The organism is Paraburkholderia sp. WS6, from assembly GCF_030464835.1.
Taxonomy (GTDB): domain Bacteria; phylum Pseudomonadota; class Gammaproteobacteria; order Burkholderiales; family Burkholderiaceae; genus Paraburkholderia; species Paraburkholderia madseniana.
Genome location: NZ_JALQCK010000019.1, coordinates 68,173 through 86,677 on the forward strand (window position 1 = coordinate 68,173; position 18,505 = coordinate 86,677).

Consider the following 18,505-nt stretch of genomic DNA (forward strand, 5'->3'; position numbering starts at 1 on the left):
AATGACGCCTAATAGCCGGCGTCCGTCGCCGGCTTAAGGAAAAGCTCGTGCACGGGCGCGAAATGCGCGTATAGCGGCAGAATTGCGCCGCCCATCGCCCGCGCATCGGCGCCGATGGTGCCTTCCAGTAGTTGCGGACGCACCATGCCTTCCCATTCGAAGCGATCGAGTACGCGCTCGGTTCGGCGGATGATTTCGCGGACCAGTTGCCGGTCGAGTTCGCCGTCGATCACCACCGCTTCCAGGTCGAGCAAGGCAGCCGCATTGGTCAATGCATTGGCGATCGCAGGACACGCGGTGTCGAGCCATTGTTCGGTTTGCCGCCACAGTTCAGGCGACAACGCGCGATGGTCGTGCGCGGCGGCGGGCGGCACGCCTGCATCGCTCAATAGCCTTTCCAGAACGAAACCCGATGCTGCGTGCAGCAGTTGCCGCGCGGGTTTGCGCGCGCTGCCGTCCCTCAGCGGTATCGAGCCGACTGCGCCCGCATTGTCGTGTGGTCCGGCATGCAAACGGCCGTCGATCACCAGGCCGCCACCGATAAACGTGCCGACGAACAGGTACAGAAAATTGTGAATCCCGCGGCCCTGGCCCATCACGAGTTCGGCCGCGCAGGCCGCGGTGGTGTCTTTGGCGAACTCGACGGGCAAGCCTGTCATCGTCGCGATGCGACTGCGCAAGTCGATCTCGTGCCACGCTTCCAGCGCGTCCTGCGGGGCGCCGAGAAAGTCGCGCCAGCCGCCGAGCCACAACGGCGCAGCCACGCCCACGCCAACCACTTTGTTCGCCTTCGCGCCGAGCGTCTGATTCACGCGCGCCAGTTTGCTTTCGAGCGCGGGGAATAGTGTGCGCGGATCGGGATAGGCATAGTCGAATACATCGCGGCACACCACGTGGCCCGCGAAATCCATCGCCAGCACGTCGAGACTGCGTCTGCCCACCTTGATGCCGATGGTGTATGCGCCGTCGGCGCGCAGTGCGATCGGTACCGAGGGTTGACCGATGCGGCCGCGCACGCGCGCCTGCTTTTCGAGCAGGCCGTCCTCGATCAGACGGTCGACGATCATCGAAACGGTCTGCATCGACAGACGCGTGAGACGGCCCACGTCGGCTTTCGGCAGTGGCCCATGCAAACGGATCGCCTGTAGAACGATCCGTTCGTTGAACTGCCGCATGCCGACCTGGTTCGAGCCGACCGTGCGTTTGAGAGGCGAACGTGTACCGGTGGTTTCCATCGTCGTGTGCCCCTCAGCGGGATGCATGCATCATGCAATCGCCTTGACGTCCGCTTGCTTCGCGCCCGTCATGATCGCCACGGCCTCCGACATGTGGATGTCTTTGGTGTTGACCACCGCGGCACGCCTGCCGAGCCGCTGGATATGAATACGATCCGCGACTTCGAACACGTGCGGCATGTTGTGGCTGATCAGGATCACCGGCAGGCCGCGATCGCGCACGCGCCGGATCAATTCGAGCACCATGTTGCCCTCCTTGACGCCGAGTGCGGCGGTGGGCTCGTCGAGAATCACCACATGCCGTGCGAACGCCGCGCTGCGCGCGACAGCCACGCCTTGACGCTGGCCGCCGGATAAGGTTTCGACCGCCTGGCGCATCGAGCGGATGCCGATCTGCAAATCCTTCATGTGCGCGGTGGCTTCGTCGAGCATGCGGCGCTTGTCGATCATCTTGAAGATCGAACCGCGCCAGCCCGGCTTGACGAGCTCGCGGGCGAGAAACAGGTTTTCGGCGATGCTCATGGCGGGCGCCACCGCGAGTTCCTGGTACACGGTTTCGATGCCTTGAGCGCGCGCATCCAGAGGGCTGCGGAATTTGACCGGCTTGCCGTCGAGCAGGATTTCTCCTTCATCGGGGATGGTGGCGCCGGAAAGCGCCTTGATCAACGACGATTTGCCCGCGCCGTTGTCGCCGATCACAGCGAGAATCTCGCCGGGCAGCACTTCGAAATCGCAGCCGTCGAGCGCGGTGACGTTGCCGTAGCGTTTGACAAGTCCGCGCGCCTGCAGAACGGGCATCACGGCAGAAGCGGAAGTAGGTGTCGACATGACAGGTTCCTTTGGGCGTTCAACCGCGACGATGGGAAAGTTTGTCCGCGGCGACCGCGAGAATCACCAGCATGCCGGTGATCAACACCTGGTAGACCGAAGAGACACCGATTAGCGTCAGGCCATTACGAAATACGCCGACGATCAGCGCGCCGAGTAGGGTTCCGCTAATCGAGCCACGTCCGCCGAACAGACTCGTGCCACCCAGCACCACCGCCGTAATACTGTCGAGGTTCTCGGTTTGCCCCGCCTGCGGATCGCCGACGCCGGTGCGCGATACCGACAACAGCGCGGCAATACCGTAGATCGCACCGGCCAGCGAATACACCGTGAGCAAGATCTTCTGCGACGAGAGGCCCATCAGGCGCGCGGCTTCGGGGTTATTGCCGAGCGCGTACAGATGCCGGCCGGGCACGGTGTCGCGCAAGACGAACCACGTCGCCCCATACATCAGCAACGTCAGCACTGTGCCGTAGGTGACATCGGCGGGGCCGAGTTTGAACGTGTTGCCGAGGAACATGATCGCGTCCGGCAGGTTCGAGACGCTTTCCGCGTTCGAATAGATCTGCGTGAGCGCGAATGCGATGTTCAGCGTACCGAGCGTGACGATGAAGGCAGGCAGTTTGATCCGCGTGATCAGCACGCCATTGAGCGCGCCGAACAACGCGCTCGCGGCGATGCCGCACAGAATCGCGAGAACGGGCGGCACGCCGAGCGTGACCGCGAATTTGGTCATGATGATCGAGCCGAACGCCATCACCATCCCGCACGACAGATCGATCCCGCCTGTCAGCACGATCAGCGTCTGGCCGATGGCGATGACGGCGACCACCATCGTCTGCTGCAGGATCAGCGAGAGGTTCTGGAACGACAGGAACCGGTTGCTCTGCGAAATGAAGAAGCCGCAGGCCAGCAGCAGGGCGATCAGCGGTCCGATTTCAGCGAGCGACGGCAAACGGTCGGTGAAGGTGCGCGGGTGGCCGGCGGGCGCGGAAGGTGTCGACATGATAGGTGTCCTCGATGCATAAACGTGGCGGGCAGGCCACGGGGTAAATACGGCGGCCGGCGATCCGGAGACCGGCCATCTGGCGGGCCGGCGATCCGCAGGGTATCCCGCGGCCGGCGGCTCAGTGGCTGGCAGTCCGTGAGCGGCCCAGCGAAGTGGGCCGCCGTTCAGTGCGTATTACTTGTTGCCCCAGCAGTTGTCGAGACCGTACGTCGTATCTTTGCCGTCTACGCCGGTCATCGGCTTATCGGTGATCAGCGTCACGCCCGTGTCCTGATAGCCGGAGACTTTCTTGCCGGTCTTCGCGTACTCGACACCCGCCGTCACGCCGAGCGAGGCCATCTTCAGCGGATACTGTTGCGAGGTCGCGGCAATCGCACCGGCCTTCACATTGCGTACGCCTTCGCAGCCGCCGTCGATGGAAACGATCATCACGCTCTTGTCCTTGCCCGCTGCCTTGAGCGCGCGATACGCACCCGCTGCCGCCGGTTCGTTGATCGTGTAGACCACGTTGATATCCGGCGATTTCTGCAGGCAGTTTTCCATCGCCGTCTGGCCCTTCGACTGATCGCCGCGGGTGTCCTGACTGCAAACGATCGACGGATCACCTTCCTTCACGCCGAAGCCTTCCAGGAAGCCGTTATGACGCAGCACGCCGACCGAGACGCCGGGAGCGAGGTCGAGCGTGGCGATCTTCGCGGGCTTGCCGTTCATGGCGGCTTTCGCGTACTTGCCGATCAGCACGCCGGCTTTGAAGTTGTCGGTGGCGAAGAGGGCGTCCGTGGCATCTTGCGGATCGGTCGGCGTGTCGAGCGCGACCACCATCACACCGGCGGCGCGCGCTTTCTTGATGCTCGGCACGATTGCCTTGGTGTCGCTCGGCGTGATCAGAATCGCTTTCGCGCCGGCCGTCATCATGTTTTCGATGGCGGTGACCTGGCTCGCGTTATCGCCGTCGAACTTGCCGGCGGCGGTGAGCAACTTGGCGCCGTCTTTCGATGCCGCTGCTTCGGCGCCCTGTTTCATCTTCACGAAGAACGGATTGGTGTCGGTCTTGGTGATGAGGCCGACGACAGGCTGATCAGCCGCCTGGCTCGCGCTCACACACCACACGGCCGATGCCGCGACGCACATCGACACGATTTTCCTGGCGACAGGATGCCTGCGGGAATTCAGATTCATGGGACGCTCCTCCGGTTATTGGCAACGACGTTGTGAACTGCGGGCGATTGCACACGCGAACGCTGCGCGCTTGCTGCCTGTTTGCGATCTGGTTTCGAACCTGATGCGATTCCGAGGCTGTTCGAAATCGACCACTTAAATCACTTTGGTTGATTTAGTAGAGCAGGCGCGGGGACGCTAGTCAAGGAAACGATCGGAGAGGACGTCGACGCGCTGAAGCGGCCGACAGGGTAGCGGGCCTTACGTGACGGGGCTTCGCGGGGATGGTGCGATGCAAGGTCGAGCACCGGAACTTCGGGAAAGTCCTGGCTCGCTTGTAAGCGAATTGAAGTCTTAAGTGACCTTTCGCGACGGGATGGGCTGCCGTCGCGAAGGGTAATCAGTGGTGGCTGAGCGTAACGCCATGTACGCAATATCCGTCCCTTTCAGCCGGATCACATTCTGATGACATCCATCACGGTCTTCTTGTTGTCCTTGAACTGGTAGATCGTGATCGCGGCGTCCCGCAGGTCGCCGTGCGGGTCAAACGCAATGTGTCCGATCACGCCGTCATAGCTGGTGGCAGGCATCGCTGCGAGAATTTTCGATCGGTCGGTCGAATTCGCCCGCTTCATGGCGTCATAGATAACGTAGACGGCGTCATACGTGAACGGAGCGTAGGCGTCGATGGGGGTTCTGAAGCGCGCCACGTATCGCTTGTCGAAGTCTTGACCCTTTGGCATTTTTGACAAGGCAAGTCCGGCTTCTGAACACGTCACGTTGCCAATTGCGCTGCCGGCAAGTTGCGTCATGTTATCTGTGCAGGCACCGTCGCCTCCCAGCACCTTTGCGGTGATGCCGAGGTTAGCTGCCTGTTTCGCCAGCGGGCCGGCCGTTGCGTCCGAGCCGCCATACATGATTGCGTCGGGTTTCAGACCTTTGATCTTCGTCAGAATCGCCCGGAAGTCGACAGCTTTGTCGGTTGTCGCTTCGTGGGTCACGATAACGGCGCCTCGTGCTGTTGCCGCTTTTTCAAATTCTTGCGCGAGACCCTGGCCGTATGCGGTTGAGTCGTCCACGATTGCAATTCGCTTCGCGTGCATTGAGTCGATTGCGTAGCGAGCCAGGGCCGGACCTTGCAGTGCGTCGGTCGCGACGACGCGGAAGGTCGTTTTGAAGCCCTGCAGCGTATAGGTGGGATTGGTCGAACCTTGCGAGATCTGCACCAGACTGGCTTCGCTGTAGATCTTCGATGCCGGGATCGAAACCCCAGAGTTGATATCGCCGACTACGGCTACCACACCATCGTCAACGAGCTTCTGGGCGACTTGAGTCCCTGTGCGTGGGTCGGCAGCGTCGTCCTGAGCGTCGAGTTGCAGACGGACCGCCTTGCCGTCGATCACCGGATGCTGGCTGTTGATCTCGTCGATTGCTAGCCGCGCCGCATTTTCGCTGTCCTTGCCCATATGCGCGAGCTGCCCTGTCAAGGGCGCGGCATGACCAATCAGGATCACGGCCGGCTCCGCGGCGAAGCTCGCGCTGCCTGCGCTCAGCAGCAGCGCAGCGGCGCTCGTTTGCAGCGTCCGGTTCAATTTACTGTACGAGGGTGACATGGGCGGCTCCTTGGTTTTCGGTTCAATGAGTATTCGAACGCCAAATTCTTCCGTCCAACGACTTATTTTATTGACCGGCAATAGATAAATCTGATTGCCCCCAGGGCTTTCCCGATAGGCCGCCTCTTGTGCGTTGAGCCGTCGCGGTCACAACAAAAAGTTGGTCCAGGTGGCCAGTTTTTGTTGTCACGGGCCTGATTTTGCGGCGCTAAACTCTGCCAATGCACTGAAGCTGTTCGTTTGCGCGGGCGCAATACGTGGAACCTGATTGTGCGTCCGTTGACCATACAAGGTGTCTGATGAATGTCCGTTTTCTAGAAACGTTTGTATGGCTTGCAAAGCTGCGCAATTTCCGCCTGACAGCGGAGCGCTTGCATGCGACACAGGCCGCAATTTCCAGTCGGATATCTGCGCTCGAGCAGGAATTCGGCGTGCGTCTATTCGATCGGGGACCGCGCGACGTCAAGCTGACCCAGGAAGGGACCAAAGCGCTGGCCTTCGCTGAGCAGATTCTGAAACTCACGAACGACATGCTCGCAAGCGTAAGCGACCGCTCGCATGTGAGCGGGTTGTTGCGGGTCGGCGTGATGGAGTCCGTCGTGCATACGTGGCTTCCCGAGTTACTACGGCGCGTGCGGGACGAATATCCGAACCTGACGATTGAGCTGACCTGCGACACCTCGACGAATCTGTCCGTGCAACTGGTTAACGGCAACGTGGATATCGCTTTTTTGAGCACGGTGGTCGCGGGTGCCGACGCGGAAAATGTTTCGCTCGGTGCATTGCCGATGCGATGGGTGGCGAGTCCGTCGCTGAATCTGTCGGCTGAAGCACTATCGGAAGCTGAACTGGCGAGCTTTCCGATTGTGAGCTTTGCCCGTCATTCGTCGCCGCATGTGTTTGTAGCTGGCCTGTTTGCAGCCGCCGGCGAGCCGCGCGTGCAAATCAACTGCGTGTCTTCGGTCGCGGCGATTATCAGACTCGTACTCGACGGTTTCGGCATTGCGGTTCTGCCGACAGCTTTCGTGACCCGCGAGCTGGAGTCCGGTCATCTGCAACTGCTGAAAGTGACGCATCGAGTCCCGGAACTCCCGCTTTTCGCATCCTTCCGGCGCAGTCCGGACAGTTTGCTATGCGAGTCGATCACGCACCTGGCGCAAAAGGTCATGCGAGAGTTCAGCCTGGAGAACGGACCAGATATCGCGCTCTTTCCAGACACCGACGAAGCGCTGCCGCCTCATTGAGTGGCACCCCATGATGTTTTTCTTGGATTATCAAAGGTCCGAACCGAGATGCCGACTGCTACGCCTCTGACCATTCAACCGCTTACTGCGGGCGCTTTCGAACCCTATGGATGGATGTTAGGCAAGCCGTTTCCGGAGGATAGCGCTGCGCCTTCGTTCGCAAGCCCGTCTTCCGATTTCTGGCGTGAGCATCTGTTCGATGCCGGACTTTCCGGAGATCCTGAGATTCTGTGGGTCAGATACCGCGATTGCGAAGCTGAGGTGATGAAGCTCGAGGCGCATTGGCTGACTGAGCAGGCCGTGGTGCCGCTAACCGGACCTCTCGTTCAGATTGTCGCGACGAGTACACCGGACGGGCACCCTAACCTTGATTCATTGGCAGCTTTCAAGGTGCCCGTCGGGGAGGGGGTCTGCATGCGGCCGCGCTGCTGGCACGCCACGCGTGCATTGCAGAATGAAGTGACCTGCCTAATGCTTACGCGCCGCTCGACGACGTTCGACCTTGCCGTCCATCTGCTCACGGGCGCTCCTGCGGGTGAAAGCGCGATTCGGCAGATTCCGCCGTACCAGCTTGTCGGCGCGCCGGGCCTCATATAGGCGTCGACGCTTCAGTGAAGGTGCCGAGGTTCAGCAATCCGGTTTGGAATCCGGTGCGATTCCAGCGCGGTTCGTGCCTGAAGGGACTTACCGGAAGGAACTCACCCGCGCGGCGTGAGCCTTTGACGCTTCGTTTCGAGTTGCGTAACGATACGCTGCAAGGTTCGCTCGGCCAGTCCCGGCGTCTGTACGAACTTGCAGCCGATCACGAAGCGCAGGTCGCCCTTCGGCGTAGTCAATTGCCGTGGCGCGACGATTTCCAGATCGAGCGCAAGCGTGCCGAAGCTGCCGAGTTGCAGCGTGACGTCGCGCAATACGGTGCCGCTTTCCAGCGCGCCGAAACGCGCATCGGCTGTTTTCAACGCCACGCCGCCCAATGACAGATCTTGCAGTTCCAGCCGGAACGAACCGCCGTCCACATACGGCCCGCTAGCGATGTACGGATCCAGCACGGGCGTTTGCACGCGGAAGAATTCACGACGTTGAACGTAGTGCAGGAGCGTAGGGAAGGCCGCCTCGAAAGCCGGGAGCCCTTCGAACATGATGGGGTTTGCGTTAAGCGTTATGAACTCTGTGCGAATGCCACCTGGCAAACTGCGAAAGATCAACTGGCGCGCAGACGGAAGCGCGGAATTGTCCAACTGCGTACTGCCGGCATCGAAGATAAAGCGGGCATTGCGCGAATCGACATCGAGTACCTGCGTAACGATCTGGCGGCCGTTGAATTCCACCGTCACGAAGTCCTGTCCGGCCATCAGCTTGCGCAGGCAGACCGCGATTTGCAAGGGATGGCGCTGCGCGAAGGTCGAGTCTGCGTCGGTGGTCTGTTCGGCGAGATCGGCGTCCAGCAGAAGATCGGCATTCATTTGAGTATCCATGCTTGTTATGGCCCTGGCCTGGCCGGTTGGGGGAGCGCAGGCGGCATGTGAGTCATGCCGGCGCTCGGCCTTTTCCTGCTTTATTGCAGGGACCGTGCCAACTGCATGGATGGACTGATCGAAACGGTATTTTTGCCGTGGAACCGCTTGATACGGGCGTTTGCGGACGGTGGCCTGAGAGGTGAGGGCGGCCGCAGTCAGGGTTCGCTACGTAACGTCCTCGATGTTGTTACGGCCACGTTACCTCGGGCGCGGCACCCCCGTCGACGCACGCACAACCAGTTTCGGCGCCGAGGAAATTCGCATCGGCACGCTTGCCGCTGGTTGACGACCTGCTTGCCCATACGACGATTCAATCAACTCGCGCAGCAGCGACACTGCCAGGTCGGCGACTTCGACAGTCGGCACGGCGACTGTCGTCAACGCGGGCCGCGATTCGCGCGCCAGTTGAATATCGGTAATACCGATCACGGACAGATCACCCGGCACGTTCAGGCCAAGATCGGCGGCGGCGTGCATCGCGCCGAGCGCCGGCAGATCGTTGGTCGCGAAGATCGCGGTGAGTTTCGGATCGGCTTCCAGCAGCGCACGCGCTGCGGCGTAGCCGCCTTGTATCGTATCGGGCGCATGCTTGACCCGTCCTTTCGGCGCGCCGGCCGCATGCAGCGCATCGACAAAACCTTCGTAACGCGCTGCGTGAATGCCCGAGGCCTTGCTGCCGACAATCGCGCCGATCCGCCGATGGCCGAGCGTCAGCAGATGCGTGCCGGCCAGTTCGCCTGCCAGACGAAAATCGACCGCTACACATGGCAGCCCCGGCGGTTCATTCGGCCGTTCCCACATGCACAGCACCACGGGCGTGCCGCGCGATTCGGTCGTATGAAGGTCTGCAAAGTCCAGGTTCGCATTGGTGACGAGCACGCCTTCGGAAAGCGTCCCCGCGATCTGGTCGAGATAGGCCCGCCCGGTCAGCGGATCTTCGTTCGTATTGCAGATGATCACGAAGTGGCCGCTGCTGCGCGCCGCGTGTTCGACCGCGAGCGCGAACTCCGGATAGAACGGATTGGCAATGCTCGACACCATCAACGCCAGCGTCGGCGCGCGGCCCTCGGCGAGCGCGCGGGCGGCCAGATGCGGGCGGTAGCCGAGCGCGTCGACGGCGTCCAGCACCCGCTGCCGGGTGCTCGCGCCGACCCGGCCGCGATTGCGCAGCACGTTCGACACCGTGGCAGGGGTGACGCCGGCGTGACGCGCGACTTCGCTAAGGGTTGTCATAATGCGTATTCAATATTTGGGATGGGTGTCCGACATTTGCATCGCAGCCCAAGGCGCGGCACCATTTGCCGCACAGACAAAACGATATCGGAGACAGGTAAGGCCCCAGCGATCGGTAGCGATCGATTTTTTTCGGCCCTGCTGATTAAGCGCTTAATCTCCGACGTCGAGCCGATTAAATCACGGAGTCGATGCGATGGCGAGCATTTCGTTGAGAGGCGTGCAGAAGGCGTATGGCGACGGCGCGCTGGTGATCCGCGATGTCGATCTGGAGATCGGCGAGAATGAGTTCTGCGTGTTTCTCGGTCCGTCCGGCTGTGGCAAATCCACCTTGCTGCGGATGATCGCCGGCCTCGAAGACGTGACCGACGGCGACCTGTCGATTGCCGGCCGCCTCGTCAACGACGTCCCTTCGGCGCAGCGCGGTGTGGCGATGGTGTTCCAGAGTTACGCGCTGTTTCCGCATATGACCGTGTTCGAGAACATGGCTTTCGGCCTCAAGCTGGCCAAAACCCCCAAGGAAGAAATCGACCGCAAGGTGCGGGAAGCCGCGCGCATCCTGCAACTTGAGGCGCTGCTCGAGCGTCGGCCAAAAGCACTGTCCGGCGGACAGCGTCAACGTGTGGCGATTGGCCGGGCCATCGTGCGCGAACCGGGCGTGTTTCTGTTCGACGAGCCGCTCTCCAATCTCGACGCGACGCTGCGCGGCCAGACCCGCATCGAAATCGCGCGGCTGCATAAGCAGTTCGCCAAAGCCAGCGTGGTGTACGTCACGCACGACCAGATCGAAGCGATGACGCTCGCCGACAAGATCGTGCTGCTGCATGCGGGTAAGGACACTGAGCGCTACGGCAGCATCGCGCAGATCGGCGCGCCGCTCGAGTTGTACCACCGTCCGAAGAGCCGCTTCGTCGCCGGTTTCATCGGTTCGCCGCGCATGAACTTTTTGCCGGGGCGGGTGGCGTCGGTTGATCCGCAGGGCGTGATCGTCACGCTCGACGATACGTCCGAGAACGTGCGCGTGCCAGTCAGCGGTGATGGACTCCAGGCGGCGCAACCCGTCACGCTCGGCGTGCGCCCTGAACACCTGGAATTCATCGACGCAGCTGCTTCTGAAAACCCGCAGGACGCCGTTCTGAGCCGCACCGTATCCCTCGTCGAACAACTCGGCGAGCACAGCTACGTCCACCTCGATCAGCCCGGCGGCGCCACGCTGATCGCCAAGGCGCCCGGCGACACACGCCTCGCGCCGGGCGACCGCGCGAGCTTGCGCGTACCCAGCCGCGCCTGCCATTTGTTTACCGAAGACGGCTTTGCCGCCGCTTCGCTCGAATCCGTCGAACACTACGCATAGAGGACATTCGGATGCGCCTTGGAGTCTGTTATTACCCGGAACACTGGCCGGAGTCGATGTGGGAAGACGACGCTCGCCGGATGAAAGCGCTTGGCATCGAGCAGGTGCGAATCGCCGAATTTGCGTGGAGCCGGATGGAGCCAACGCCTGGCGAGTACGACTGGGGCTGGCTCGATCGCGCGGTCGATGTACTCGGCGCGGCCGGTCTGCAGGTCGTCATGTGCACGCCCACCGCGACGCCGCCCAAGTGGCTGATCGACCGTCATCCGGACATTCTGCCGATCGGTGCGGACGGCCGTCCGCGCGCTTTCGGCTCACGCCGTCATTACGATTTCTCCTCGCCTTCGTATTTCACAGCATCGCAGCGAATCTGCACGGCGGTTGCCGAGCGTTACGGCAAGCATCCGGCCGTTGCCTACTGGCAGACCGATAACGAATTCGGTTGTCATCATACGGTGGTCAGCTATTCGCCGGCTGCAGTGGGGCGCTTTCGCGAGTGGCTCAAGGCGCGCTATCAAACGATCGATGCGCTGAACCGTGCGTGGGGCACGGTGTTCTGGAGCATGGAGTACCGCAGCTTCGACGAGATCGACGCGCCGGTGGCGACCGTCACCGAAGCGCATCCGTCGCACCGGCTCGATTACCGGCGCTTCGCCTCCGACGAAGTGGCGCGCTACAACCGCATGCAGGTCGAGATCATCCGCGCGCATTCGCCGGGGCGGCCGGTCGCGCACAACTTTATGCAGCTCTTTACCGAGTTCGATCACTACAAGGTGGCGGCCGATCTCGACATTGCCGCGTGGGACAGCTATCCGCTCGGCGCGCTCGAAGAGCAGTGGTTTGCGCCGGACGTGAAAGCGCGCTGGTTGCGCAGCGGGCATCCCGATTTTGCGTCGTTCAATCATGACGTGTACCGCGGTATGTCGAAGCTGCCGTTCTGGGTGATGGAGCAGCAGCCCGGCCCGGTGAACTGGGCACAGTGGAATCCGGCGCCGCTGCCCGGCATGGTGCGGCTGTGGAGCTGGGAGGCGTTCGCGCACGGCGCGGGTTGCGTGTCGTATTTCCGTTGGCGCCAGGCGCCGTTTGCGCAGGAGCAGATGCACGCTGGTTTGAATACGCCCGATAACCGGCTCGATGTGGGCGGCAACGAAGCGGCGCAGGTTGCGGACGAGATTCGCGCGGTGCTCGCCGCGAACGCCGACGCCAACGCTGCGATCCGCTCGAAGGTTGCGCTCGTCTACGACTACGAAGCGAAGTGGCTCTTCGAGATTCATCCGCAGGGCGCGGACTTTCACTATCCGCGCTTCGCGTTCGAGTATTACTCGGCGCTGCGCTCGCTCGGATTGGACGTCGATATCGTGCCGGTCGATGCAGCCCTCGACGGCTATCGTTTGATCATCGTGCCGCCGCTGCCGGTTGTGCCTGCGGATTTTGCCGCTCGGCTCGCGAGCTCGGGCGCGCAAGTCGTGCTGGGTCCCCGCACCGGTTCGAAGACGGCAGACGTGCAGATTCCGGCGAATCTGCCGCCGGGCGCGCTCGCTTCTGTATTGCCGCTGCGTGTGTGGCGAGTCGAATCGATGCGGCCGAATGTGACCGAAGCCGTGCTGCTCGTGGATAACCAGGAAGCGACCGCAGAGGACGGCGTTGCGCGCCACTGGCGCGATTTCATCGACAGCGACAGCGATACAGTGGATTCGCTCGACGTGCGTGCCCGTTTCGCTGACGGCCATCCTGCTTACGTGAAAAGCGGCGCGTTTCATTACCTCGCGAGCCTGTTCGACGATGCGCTTACGGTCCGCCTTCTGAAGCAGATTGCTGAAGAAGCGGGCATCGACACGATATCGCTCGGCGACACCGTGCGCTTCAGCCGTCGCGGCGCGCTGACCTACGTGTTGAACTACGGCGATCAGACGCACACGCTGGCCGATGTCGCCGACGATGCTTTCGTGATCGGCTCGCGCGCTATCGAACCGCAGGGTGTGGCCGTTTATCGATCGGGCAACTGATCGATAGCGCTGGACGAAGGATTCCATGCAGTAACAACAACGACGCAAAATCAAGGCATAAAGGAGACAGCAACATGGCACTGAAACCTCGCAAGATTCTGCTGGCACTCGCGCTGGCTGCGGCCGCCGCGGGCGTGTCCGTCGTCAGCACGGCGCAGGCCGGCACGCTCGCGGTCAACATCGCGTTCAAGGGCGCGAGTCAACGGGCAGTCTGGCAGTCGATCATCGACGACTTCAAGAAAACGCATCCCGGTACCGACGTGAAAGTGTCGTTCGTCGATGAAGAAGCGTACAAAGTTCAGTTGCCCGGTTGGCTCTCCACCGTCGCGCCCGATATCGTCAACTGGCATGACGGCGAGCGCATGGCATATTACGCGCAGCGCGGCCTCTTCGACGATCTGAGCGGCGACTGGGCGAAGAATGGCTGGAACGACATGTATGCGTCGACGAAGGAAGCGTCGTCGTATAAGGGCAAGCAGTACGCCGCACCGACCGTGTATTACTCGTGGGGCATGTTCTATCGCAAGGACCTGTTCCAGAAGGTCGGCATTACCGGCGAACCGAAAACGTGGGACCAGTTTCTCGACGACTGCAAGAAGCTGAAAGCGGCGGGCATTACGCCGATTGCCGTGGCTGGCCGTGATTCATGGACGCTCGCCGGCTGGTTCGATTATCTCGATCTGCGCCTGAACGGCAACGCGTTCCATCAGAAACTGATGGCGGGCGATATCGCGTACACCGATCCGCGTGTGAAGAAGGTCTACACGACGTGGAAGCAACTGATCGACGCCGGCTATTTCATCGACAATTCGCTTTCCTACGATCTGGATGCGGTGCAGCCGTTCCTGTTCCAGGGCAAGGCCGCGATGATGCTGATGGGCACCTTCATCACGGGTGGTTTCCCGCCGAACGTCAAGCCGGAAATGGGCTACTTCCAGTTTCCGATCATCGACGCGAACGTGCCGACCGCCGAAGACGGTCCAGTCGAATCGCTGCATATTCCGTCGAAGGCGAAGAACAAGGCGGATGCGCATGCCTTCCTGGCGTTCGTCCAGACCCCGGAAAATGGCGCGAAGCTGGCGACCGGTCTCGGCTCCTTGTCGGCGAACAGCAAATCGCCGGAACCTGAGGATCCGATTTCGAAGATTGGCTTCCAGATTCTCGCGAATACGAAGGGCGGCATTGCGCAGTTCTACGATCGCGACATGACGAAGGAAATGGCCGATGAAGGGATGAAGGGGATGCAGCAATTCATCTCCGATCCGTCGAAGCTCGACGACGTGCTCGCGCAACTCGAGCAGACGCGTAAGCGGATCTATAAGAAGTGAGCGGTGGTGGCCCGGGCTTGGGTCTTGGTCTGGGCCGCTACTCGTTGAATCAGATTGGCAACTATGTTGCATGAGACCAGGGTAACGCGCTAAAGCGCGAACAGCTTTGCATGGGATCGGAGTAAGCGCTAAAGCGCCAACTCCGATCGACATCTGGTCGACAGGAGAATGATCGTGTCGCATTCCGTCACCCGTCACACTGTCGGCGGCCCTGCCGAACCGGGCGGTCCTGGCTTGCCCGCACCGGGCGTACCGGCTTCGGGCGGTGCATTGCGCGGCGGGCCGCCTGGCGCGGCGCGCCGGCGCCGTCCTTCGCCGACCGCGCGCCGGCAGCGGCGAGCCGCTTTCCTATTTCTCGCGCCGGCCTGCGTGATGGTGGCGATCTACGTCGTGTGGCCGATCATCTCGACCGTGCGCCTGAGTTTTTTCAACTGGGATGGGATGACCGACCCATCTTTCGTCGGCCTCGCAAACTATATCGAGTTGTTCCATACGCCGACGTTCTACACGGCGCTGAAGAATAATCTTATCTGGCTGCTGCTGTTCCTGCTTGCGCCGCCGATGGGGCTCGCCGTCGCGCTCTATCTGAACCAGGCCGTGGCCGGCATCCGCATTGTCAAATCGCTGTTCTTCGCGCCGTTCGTGTTGTCGGGCGTGGTGGTTGGCTTGATCTTTTCGTGGTTCTACGACCCGACCTTCGGCTTGCTCGCGGTGATTCTCGGTCACGGCGTGCCGGTACTCGGCGACCCTCGTTACGCGACCCTCGGGATCGTGTTCGCCGCGCTGTGGCCGCAAACCGCGTATTGCATGATTCTTTACCTGACCGGCCTGACGTCGCTGAACGCCGAGCAGATCGAGGCGGCGCGAATGGAGGGCGCACGCGGCTGGTCGATGCTGTGGCACGTGATCCTGCCGCAATTGCGGCCGACCACGTTCATGGCGATCGTCGTCACGGTGATCGGCGCGTTGCGCAGCTTCGATCTGATTTCGGTGATGACCAGCGGCGGACCGTTCGAAAGCTCGACGGTGCTCGCGTACTACATGTACGACCAGGCAATCAAGTACTACCGCATTGGGTATTCCGCGGCGGTGGCAGTCGTGCTGTTCGCCATCATGCTGGTGTACATCGTCTATCACCTGCGCCGCATGCTGCGCACCGAGCAATAAGGAGCCGATCATGTTTCCGATCCCAATCGACAAATGGAAGCCGGTGACGCGCCGCGCGTACAAACTGACGTTGCCGCTCGCGCTGCTGATCTGGTTGCTGCCGATGATCGCCGTGCTCGTGACCTCGGTGCGCTCGACGGAAGAACTGAGCGAAGGCAACTATTGGGGTTGGCCCAAGCACTTCGCGATGTTTGATAACTATCGCGAGGCGTTGACGACCTCGCCGATGCTGCATTACTTCTGGAACAGCGTGCTGATTACGGTGCCCGCTGTGGTGGGCTCGATTGCGCTTGCGGCAATGGCGGGATTCGCGCTGGCTATTTATCGGTTTCGCGGGAATTCGACGTTGTTTGCGACGTTTGTCGCGGGCAATTTCGTGCCGGTGCAGGTGTTGATGATCCCGGTGCGGGATCTGTCGTTGCAACTTGGTTTGTTCAATACCGTGAGCGCGCTGATTCTGTTCCATGTGTCGTTTCAGACCGGATTTTGCGCGCTGTTTCTGCGGAATTTCATCAAGCAGTTGCCGTTTGAGCTGGTCGAGGCGGCGCGGATCGAAGGCGCCAATGAGTGGACCGTGTTCTTCAAAATCGTATTGCCGTTGATCCGTCCCGCGCTCGCGGCGCTGGCGATTCTTGTGTTCACGTTCGTGTGGAATGACTATTTCTGGGCGCTGTGTCTGACGCAAGGTGACGACGCGGCGCCGATTACCGTAGGCGTCGCGGCGTTGAAAGGGCAGTGGACCACGGCGTGGAATCTGGTTTCGGCGGGGTCGATTCTTGCCGCGTTGCCTTCGGTCGCGATGTTCTTTGCGATGCAGAAGCATTTTGTGGCGGGATTGACGTTTGGGGCGACGAAGGGGTGAGGTGGGCGCTGGGGGAACTCGAAACGGTGGTCGCACCACCGGATGTCGATCCGGGATTTTCCTCGTTCAGATATGCCGCGGTGAACGACAGGCCAGCGTACGTTTAGCTGTCCTGGTAGAAACCCAACGCACAACCTTCCTCGGGCTAGCTCACGTTGAAATGCACACGGATGTCCTGCCGGCTTTCGACTGGATGTCCCGCTTGCATCGCCGGAAAGAATCGCCATTTACGGAGCGTTTCGAGCAGGATCTGGTTGAGGCGCGGGTTGGCGGTTGGCTTGATGAGTTCGACATCGACTGAGCCGTCAACGTGAATGGCGAAGCGAGCCGTCGCGACGGTTTGATATGCCTGGTCACGTAAATCGTCGGGGAGTTCCGGCAACGGTTGAGCAATGGCGTGCGCGGTTGCTTCGGCGGACGACGTGGCCGATGGTGTAGCGTTTCCCCTTTCTTCGGGCGAGGGACTCGCAGCGCGCGCTGGCGGCTCGGCTGCCGGCTTCGGCTCTTGGACCGTGGGCGCTGACTGAGTGGGCGTAACGCTTTGTACCGATCGCACATCCTGCTTCGATGGAACAGGTGGCGTCGCGCGTGCTTGTGTTGACACGTGAGGGCGCGGATCTGCGGGTTGTCGTGGCTTTGCCGGTGCAATCGGAGCGGGCGTCGTGTGCGTAGGGGCAGCCGCAGAAGGCGTCGCAACCGGAGCCTTCGGCGGATCGAGTTCCACTACCCGCATCTCGAGTGGCTTATCAGGCGCGTGCGCAGACGGCGTTGTACCCAACCATTGCCCCACCTGAAACAGGAACCCGATCCATACGACCAGCGCGACCAGCACCGCTAGCGCAATCCGTATCCGCGGAGAATCGTCCACAGTGTCCGCGACGCGCATCCGGCTACTCACGACGCACGGCGATCAAAAACCGCTCAGCACCCGCGCGGCGTGCGGCCAGCATCGCCTGAACGACCACGCCGTGGCCTGCCGCGTCGTCAGCGGCGATCACAACATTGCCGTCCGCTTGCAGCAGGCGTTTTACCGTCGGTTCGACCTGATCGAGACGGACGGACTGATGGTTCACGAATACCTCATTGCTGCTGTCCACTGAAATAGTCAGGGGTTCATGGGCTGCCATCTTTTGCGCGCTGCCGGCAGGGAGATTGACCTTGAGTGCATCGAGCCGCTGCATCGCGAGCGATGCGAGCATGAAGGTCGCCAGCAGAAAGAACATCACATCGATCATGGGAATGATTTCGATGCGACCGCGCTTCGCCGCGCGCGAGCGCTTGAACTTCACGGCAGCGCTCCCGCGGACGTATCGGCAACGGTAAGACGGATTTCGCTGAGCCGCGCGTTCGCGAACGACTCGAGTTCATCCATGAGTCGTTCGAGCCGGCGGGAAAAATAGTTGAACGCAAAGAGCGCGAACAAGGCGACGACGAGGCCAATCGCGGTTGCCACCAGAGACTGGGCCACGCCACCGGTCACGCCACCCGGATCGACGAGACCATCGCCGCCGAACAACTGGAACGAATGCATCATGCCGACGATAGTGCCCAACAGACCCAGCAAAGGCGCCGCTGTCACGATGGTTTCCAGCACCCAGAAACCCTTGCTCATGTCGCGCTCGATTTGCGCGGCAACCGATTGCGCCTTGGCCTCGCGTAGCCACAGCGGTACAGAAGGATCGGGCGCCCACGGCGCGCTCATCCGTCTGAATGCGTTCTGACTGGAAACATCCTTCAATCTGCCGGCCCAATCAAGGGCCGAGCCAGGCGCCGCAATGTCGTGTGTGCCACGCAGCGTGCCCGACAACCGGCCGAAACGCAGAAACACATAGGCCCGGTCGAGGGCAATGGCGACTGCCAGAATGGCGAGTATCGTCAGCGGATAGATGACCCATCCGCCTATGCGTACTGCCGCTAGAACGCTTGTCCAATCTTGCATGCTTTACCTCTT

17 protein-coding genes are annotated in these 18,505 nt (G+C 61.4%); 7 read left to right on the forward strand and 10 right to left on the reverse strand.

Annotated features, from left to right (window positions below; genetic code table 11):
• Window positions 1-8: 8 nt before the first annotated feature.
• From M0D64_RS22490 to M0D64_RS22510, 5 genes are all read right to left on the reverse strand, one after another.
• Window positions 9-1,235: an ROK family transcriptional regulator gene (locus M0D64_RS22490; protein WP_171927395.1), complete on the reverse strand. Its 1,227-nt coding sequence runs from the start codon at window positions 1,233-1,235 to the stop codon at window positions 9-11.
• A gap of 30 nt (window positions 1,236-1,265) precedes the next feature.
• On the reverse strand, window positions 1,266-2,063 hold the full coding sequence (locus M0D64_RS22495) for an ATP-binding cassette domain-containing protein (RefSeq protein WP_054039035.1): 798 nt from the start codon (window positions 2,061-2,063) through the stop codon (window positions 1,266-1,268).
• Window positions 2,064-2,082: 19 nt separating this feature from the next.
• Window positions 2,083-3,069, reverse strand: a complete 987-nt coding sequence (locus M0D64_RS22500; protein ID WP_171927394.1) for an ABC transporter permease — start codon at window positions 3,067-3,069, stop codon at window positions 2,083-2,085.
• Window positions 3,070-3,246: 177 nt separating this feature from the next.
• A complete protein-coding gene (locus M0D64_RS22505) occupies window positions 3,247-4,251 on the reverse strand; it encodes a sugar ABC transporter substrate-binding protein (RefSeq protein ID WP_154558518.1) in 1,005 nt (334 codons plus the stop codon).
• A 434-nt stretch (window positions 4,252-4,685) separates the two neighbouring features.
• Window positions 4,686-5,843, reverse strand: a complete 1,158-nt coding sequence (locus tag M0D64_RS22510) for a branched-chain amino acid ABC transporter substrate-binding protein (RefSeq protein ID WP_171927393.1) — start codon at window positions 5,841-5,843, stop codon at window positions 4,686-4,688.
• Window positions 5,844-6,142: 299 nt separating this feature from the next.
• On the opposite strand from M0D64_RS22510, the gene M0D64_RS22515 reads away from it, so the two are divergent.
• Together M0D64_RS22515 and M0D64_RS22520 are read left to right on the forward strand one after the other, a co-directional pair.
• Window positions 6,143-7,087, forward strand: a complete 945-nt coding sequence (locus M0D64_RS22515; protein ID WP_266259293.1) for a LysR family transcriptional regulator — start codon at window positions 6,143-6,145, stop codon at window positions 7,085-7,087.
• 48 nt (window positions 7,088-7,135) lie between these two features.
• Complete coding sequence (locus tag M0D64_RS22520) at window positions 7,136-7,684, forward strand: ureidoglycolate lyase (RefSeq protein WP_266259295.1); 549 nt, start codon at window positions 7,136-7,138, stop codon at window positions 7,682-7,684.
• 101 nt (window positions 7,685-7,785) lie between these two features.
• Here M0D64_RS22520 and M0D64_RS22525 read toward each other — a convergent pair whose 3' ends face one another.
• Together M0D64_RS22525 and M0D64_RS22530 are read right to left on the reverse strand one after the other, a co-directional pair.
• Entirely contained in the window at window positions 7,786-8,550 is a 765-nt protein-coding gene (locus M0D64_RS22525; RefSeq protein ID WP_266259296.1) for a flagellar brake protein, read from the reverse strand.
• Between the two features lie 252 nt (window positions 8,551-8,802).
• The gene (locus M0D64_RS22530) at window positions 8,803-9,837 is read right to left on the reverse strand and encodes a LacI family DNA-binding transcriptional regulator (RefSeq protein WP_266259298.1); all 1,035 of its coding nucleotides are present in this window, start codon (window positions 9,835-9,837) and stop codon (window positions 8,803-8,805) included.
• 196 nt (window positions 9,838-10,033) lie between these two features.
• Here M0D64_RS22530 and M0D64_RS22535 point away from each other — a divergent pair, with 196 nt between their 5' ends.
• The 5 genes from M0D64_RS22535 to M0D64_RS22555 all read left to right on the forward strand — a co-directional run bounded on the left by M0D64_RS22535 (window position 10,034) and on the right by M0D64_RS22555 (window position 16,554).
• Complete coding sequence (locus M0D64_RS22535) at window positions 10,034-11,191, forward strand: ABC transporter ATP-binding protein (protein ID WP_266259299.1); 1,158 nt, start codon at window positions 10,034-10,036, stop codon at window positions 11,189-11,191.
• 11 nt (window positions 11,192-11,202) lie between these two features.
• Complete coding sequence (locus M0D64_RS22540; RefSeq protein WP_266259300.1) at window positions 11,203-13,197, forward strand: beta-galactosidase; 1,995 nt, start codon at window positions 11,203-11,205, stop codon at window positions 13,195-13,197.
• A 74-nt stretch (window positions 13,198-13,271) separates the two neighbouring features.
• Window positions 13,272-14,525, forward strand: coding sequence for an ABC transporter substrate-binding protein (locus M0D64_RS22545; RefSeq protein WP_266259301.1), 1,254 nt, complete (start codon window positions 13,272-13,274; stop codon window positions 14,523-14,525).
• 168 nt (window positions 14,526-14,693) lie between these two features.
• Window positions 14,694-15,692 carry a carbohydrate ABC transporter permease gene (locus tag M0D64_RS22550; protein WP_266239695.1) on the forward strand — a complete coding sequence of 333 codons (999 nt, stop codon included), beginning with the start codon at window positions 14,694-14,696 and terminating at the stop codon, window positions 15,690-15,692.
• A 10-nt stretch (window positions 15,693-15,702) separates the two neighbouring features.
• Window positions 15,703-16,554, forward strand: coding sequence for a carbohydrate ABC transporter permease (locus tag M0D64_RS22555; protein WP_054039020.1), 852 nt, complete (start codon window positions 15,703-15,705; stop codon window positions 16,552-16,554).
• Window positions 16,555-16,699: 145 nt separating this feature from the next.
• Here the strand turns inward: M0D64_RS22555 and M0D64_RS22560 are convergent, their stop codons facing one another.
• Genes M0D64_RS22560 through M0D64_RS22570 form a run of 3 tightly spaced genes read right to left on the reverse strand, consistent with a single transcriptional unit; the run spans window position 16,700 to window position 18,493 of the window.
• A complete protein-coding gene (locus M0D64_RS22560; RefSeq protein ID WP_308102507.1) occupies window positions 16,700-17,440 on the reverse strand; it encodes a TonB family protein in 741 nt (246 codons plus the stop codon).
• 4 nt (window positions 17,441-17,444) lie between these two features.
• Entirely contained in the window at window positions 17,445-17,843 is a 399-nt protein-coding gene (locus M0D64_RS22565) for a biopolymer transporter ExbD (protein ID WP_266259302.1), read from the reverse strand.
• On the reverse strand, window positions 17,840-18,493 hold the full coding sequence (locus tag M0D64_RS22570; RefSeq protein ID WP_266259303.1) for a MotA/TolQ/ExbB proton channel family protein: 654 nt from the start codon (window positions 18,491-18,493) through the stop codon (window positions 17,840-17,842). The genes M0D64_RS22565 and M0D64_RS22570 overlap by 4 nt, the downstream gene beginning before the upstream one ends.
• Window positions 18,494-18,505: the final 12 nt, after the last annotated feature.

Excerpts from the sequence above, each read along its gene's own strand:
- M0D64_RS22490 (WP_171927395.1), bottom strand. The coding sequence starts at position 1,235 with ATGGAAACCACCGGTACACGTTCGCCTCTCAAACGCACGGTCGGCTCG.
- M0D64_RS22495 (WP_054039035.1), bottom strand. The coding sequence starts at position 2,063 with ATGTCGACACCTACTTCCGCTTCTGCCGTGATGCCCGTTCTGCAGGCG.
- M0D64_RS22500 (WP_171927394.1), bottom strand. The coding sequence starts at position 3,069 with ATGTCGACACCTTCCGCGCCCGCCGGCCACCCGCGCACCTTCACCGAC.
- M0D64_RS22505 (WP_154558518.1), bottom strand. The coding sequence starts at position 4,251 with ATGAATCTGAATTCCCGCAGGCATCCTGTCGCCAGGAAAATCGTGTCG.
- M0D64_RS22510 (WP_171927393.1), bottom strand. The coding sequence starts at position 5,843 with ATGTCACCCTCGTACAGTAAATTGAACCGGACGCTGCAAACGAGCGCC.
- M0D64_RS22515 (WP_266259293.1), top strand. The coding sequence starts at position 6,143 with ATGAATGTCCGTTTTCTAGAAACGTTTGTATGGCTTGCAAAGCTGCGC.
- M0D64_RS22520 (WP_266259295.1), top strand. The coding sequence starts at position 7,136 with ATGCCGACTGCTACGCCTCTGACCATTCAACCGCTTACTGCGGGCGCT.
- M0D64_RS22525 (WP_266259296.1), bottom strand. The coding sequence starts at position 8,550 with ATGAATGCCGATCTTCTGCTGGACGCCGATCTCGCCGAACAGACCACC.
- M0D64_RS22530 (WP_266259298.1), bottom strand. The coding sequence starts at position 9,837 with ATGACAACCCTTAGCGAAGTCGCGCGTCACGCCGGCGTCACCCCTGCC.
- M0D64_RS22535 (WP_266259299.1), top strand. The coding sequence starts at position 10,034 with ATGGCGAGCATTTCGTTGAGAGGCGTGCAGAAGGCGTATGGCGACGGC.
- M0D64_RS22540 (WP_266259300.1), top strand. The coding sequence starts at position 11,203 with ATGCGCCTTGGAGTCTGTTATTACCCGGAACACTGGCCGGAGTCGATG.
- M0D64_RS22545 (WP_266259301.1), top strand. The coding sequence starts at position 13,272 with ATGGCACTGAAACCTCGCAAGATTCTGCTGGCACTCGCGCTGGCTGCG.
- M0D64_RS22550 (WP_266239695.1), top strand. The coding sequence starts at position 14,694 with ATGATCGTGTCGCATTCCGTCACCCGTCACACTGTCGGCGGCCCTGCC.
- M0D64_RS22555 (WP_054039020.1), top strand. The coding sequence starts at position 15,703 with ATGTTTCCGATCCCAATCGACAAATGGAAGCCGGTGACGCGCCGCGCG.
- M0D64_RS22560 (WP_308102507.1), bottom strand. The coding sequence starts at position 17,440 with ATGCGCGTCGCGGACACTGTGGACGATTCTCCGCGGATACGGATTGCG.
- M0D64_RS22570 (WP_266259303.1), bottom strand. The coding sequence starts at position 18,493 with ATGCAAGATTGGACAAGCGTTCTAGCGGCAGTACGCATAGGCGGATGG.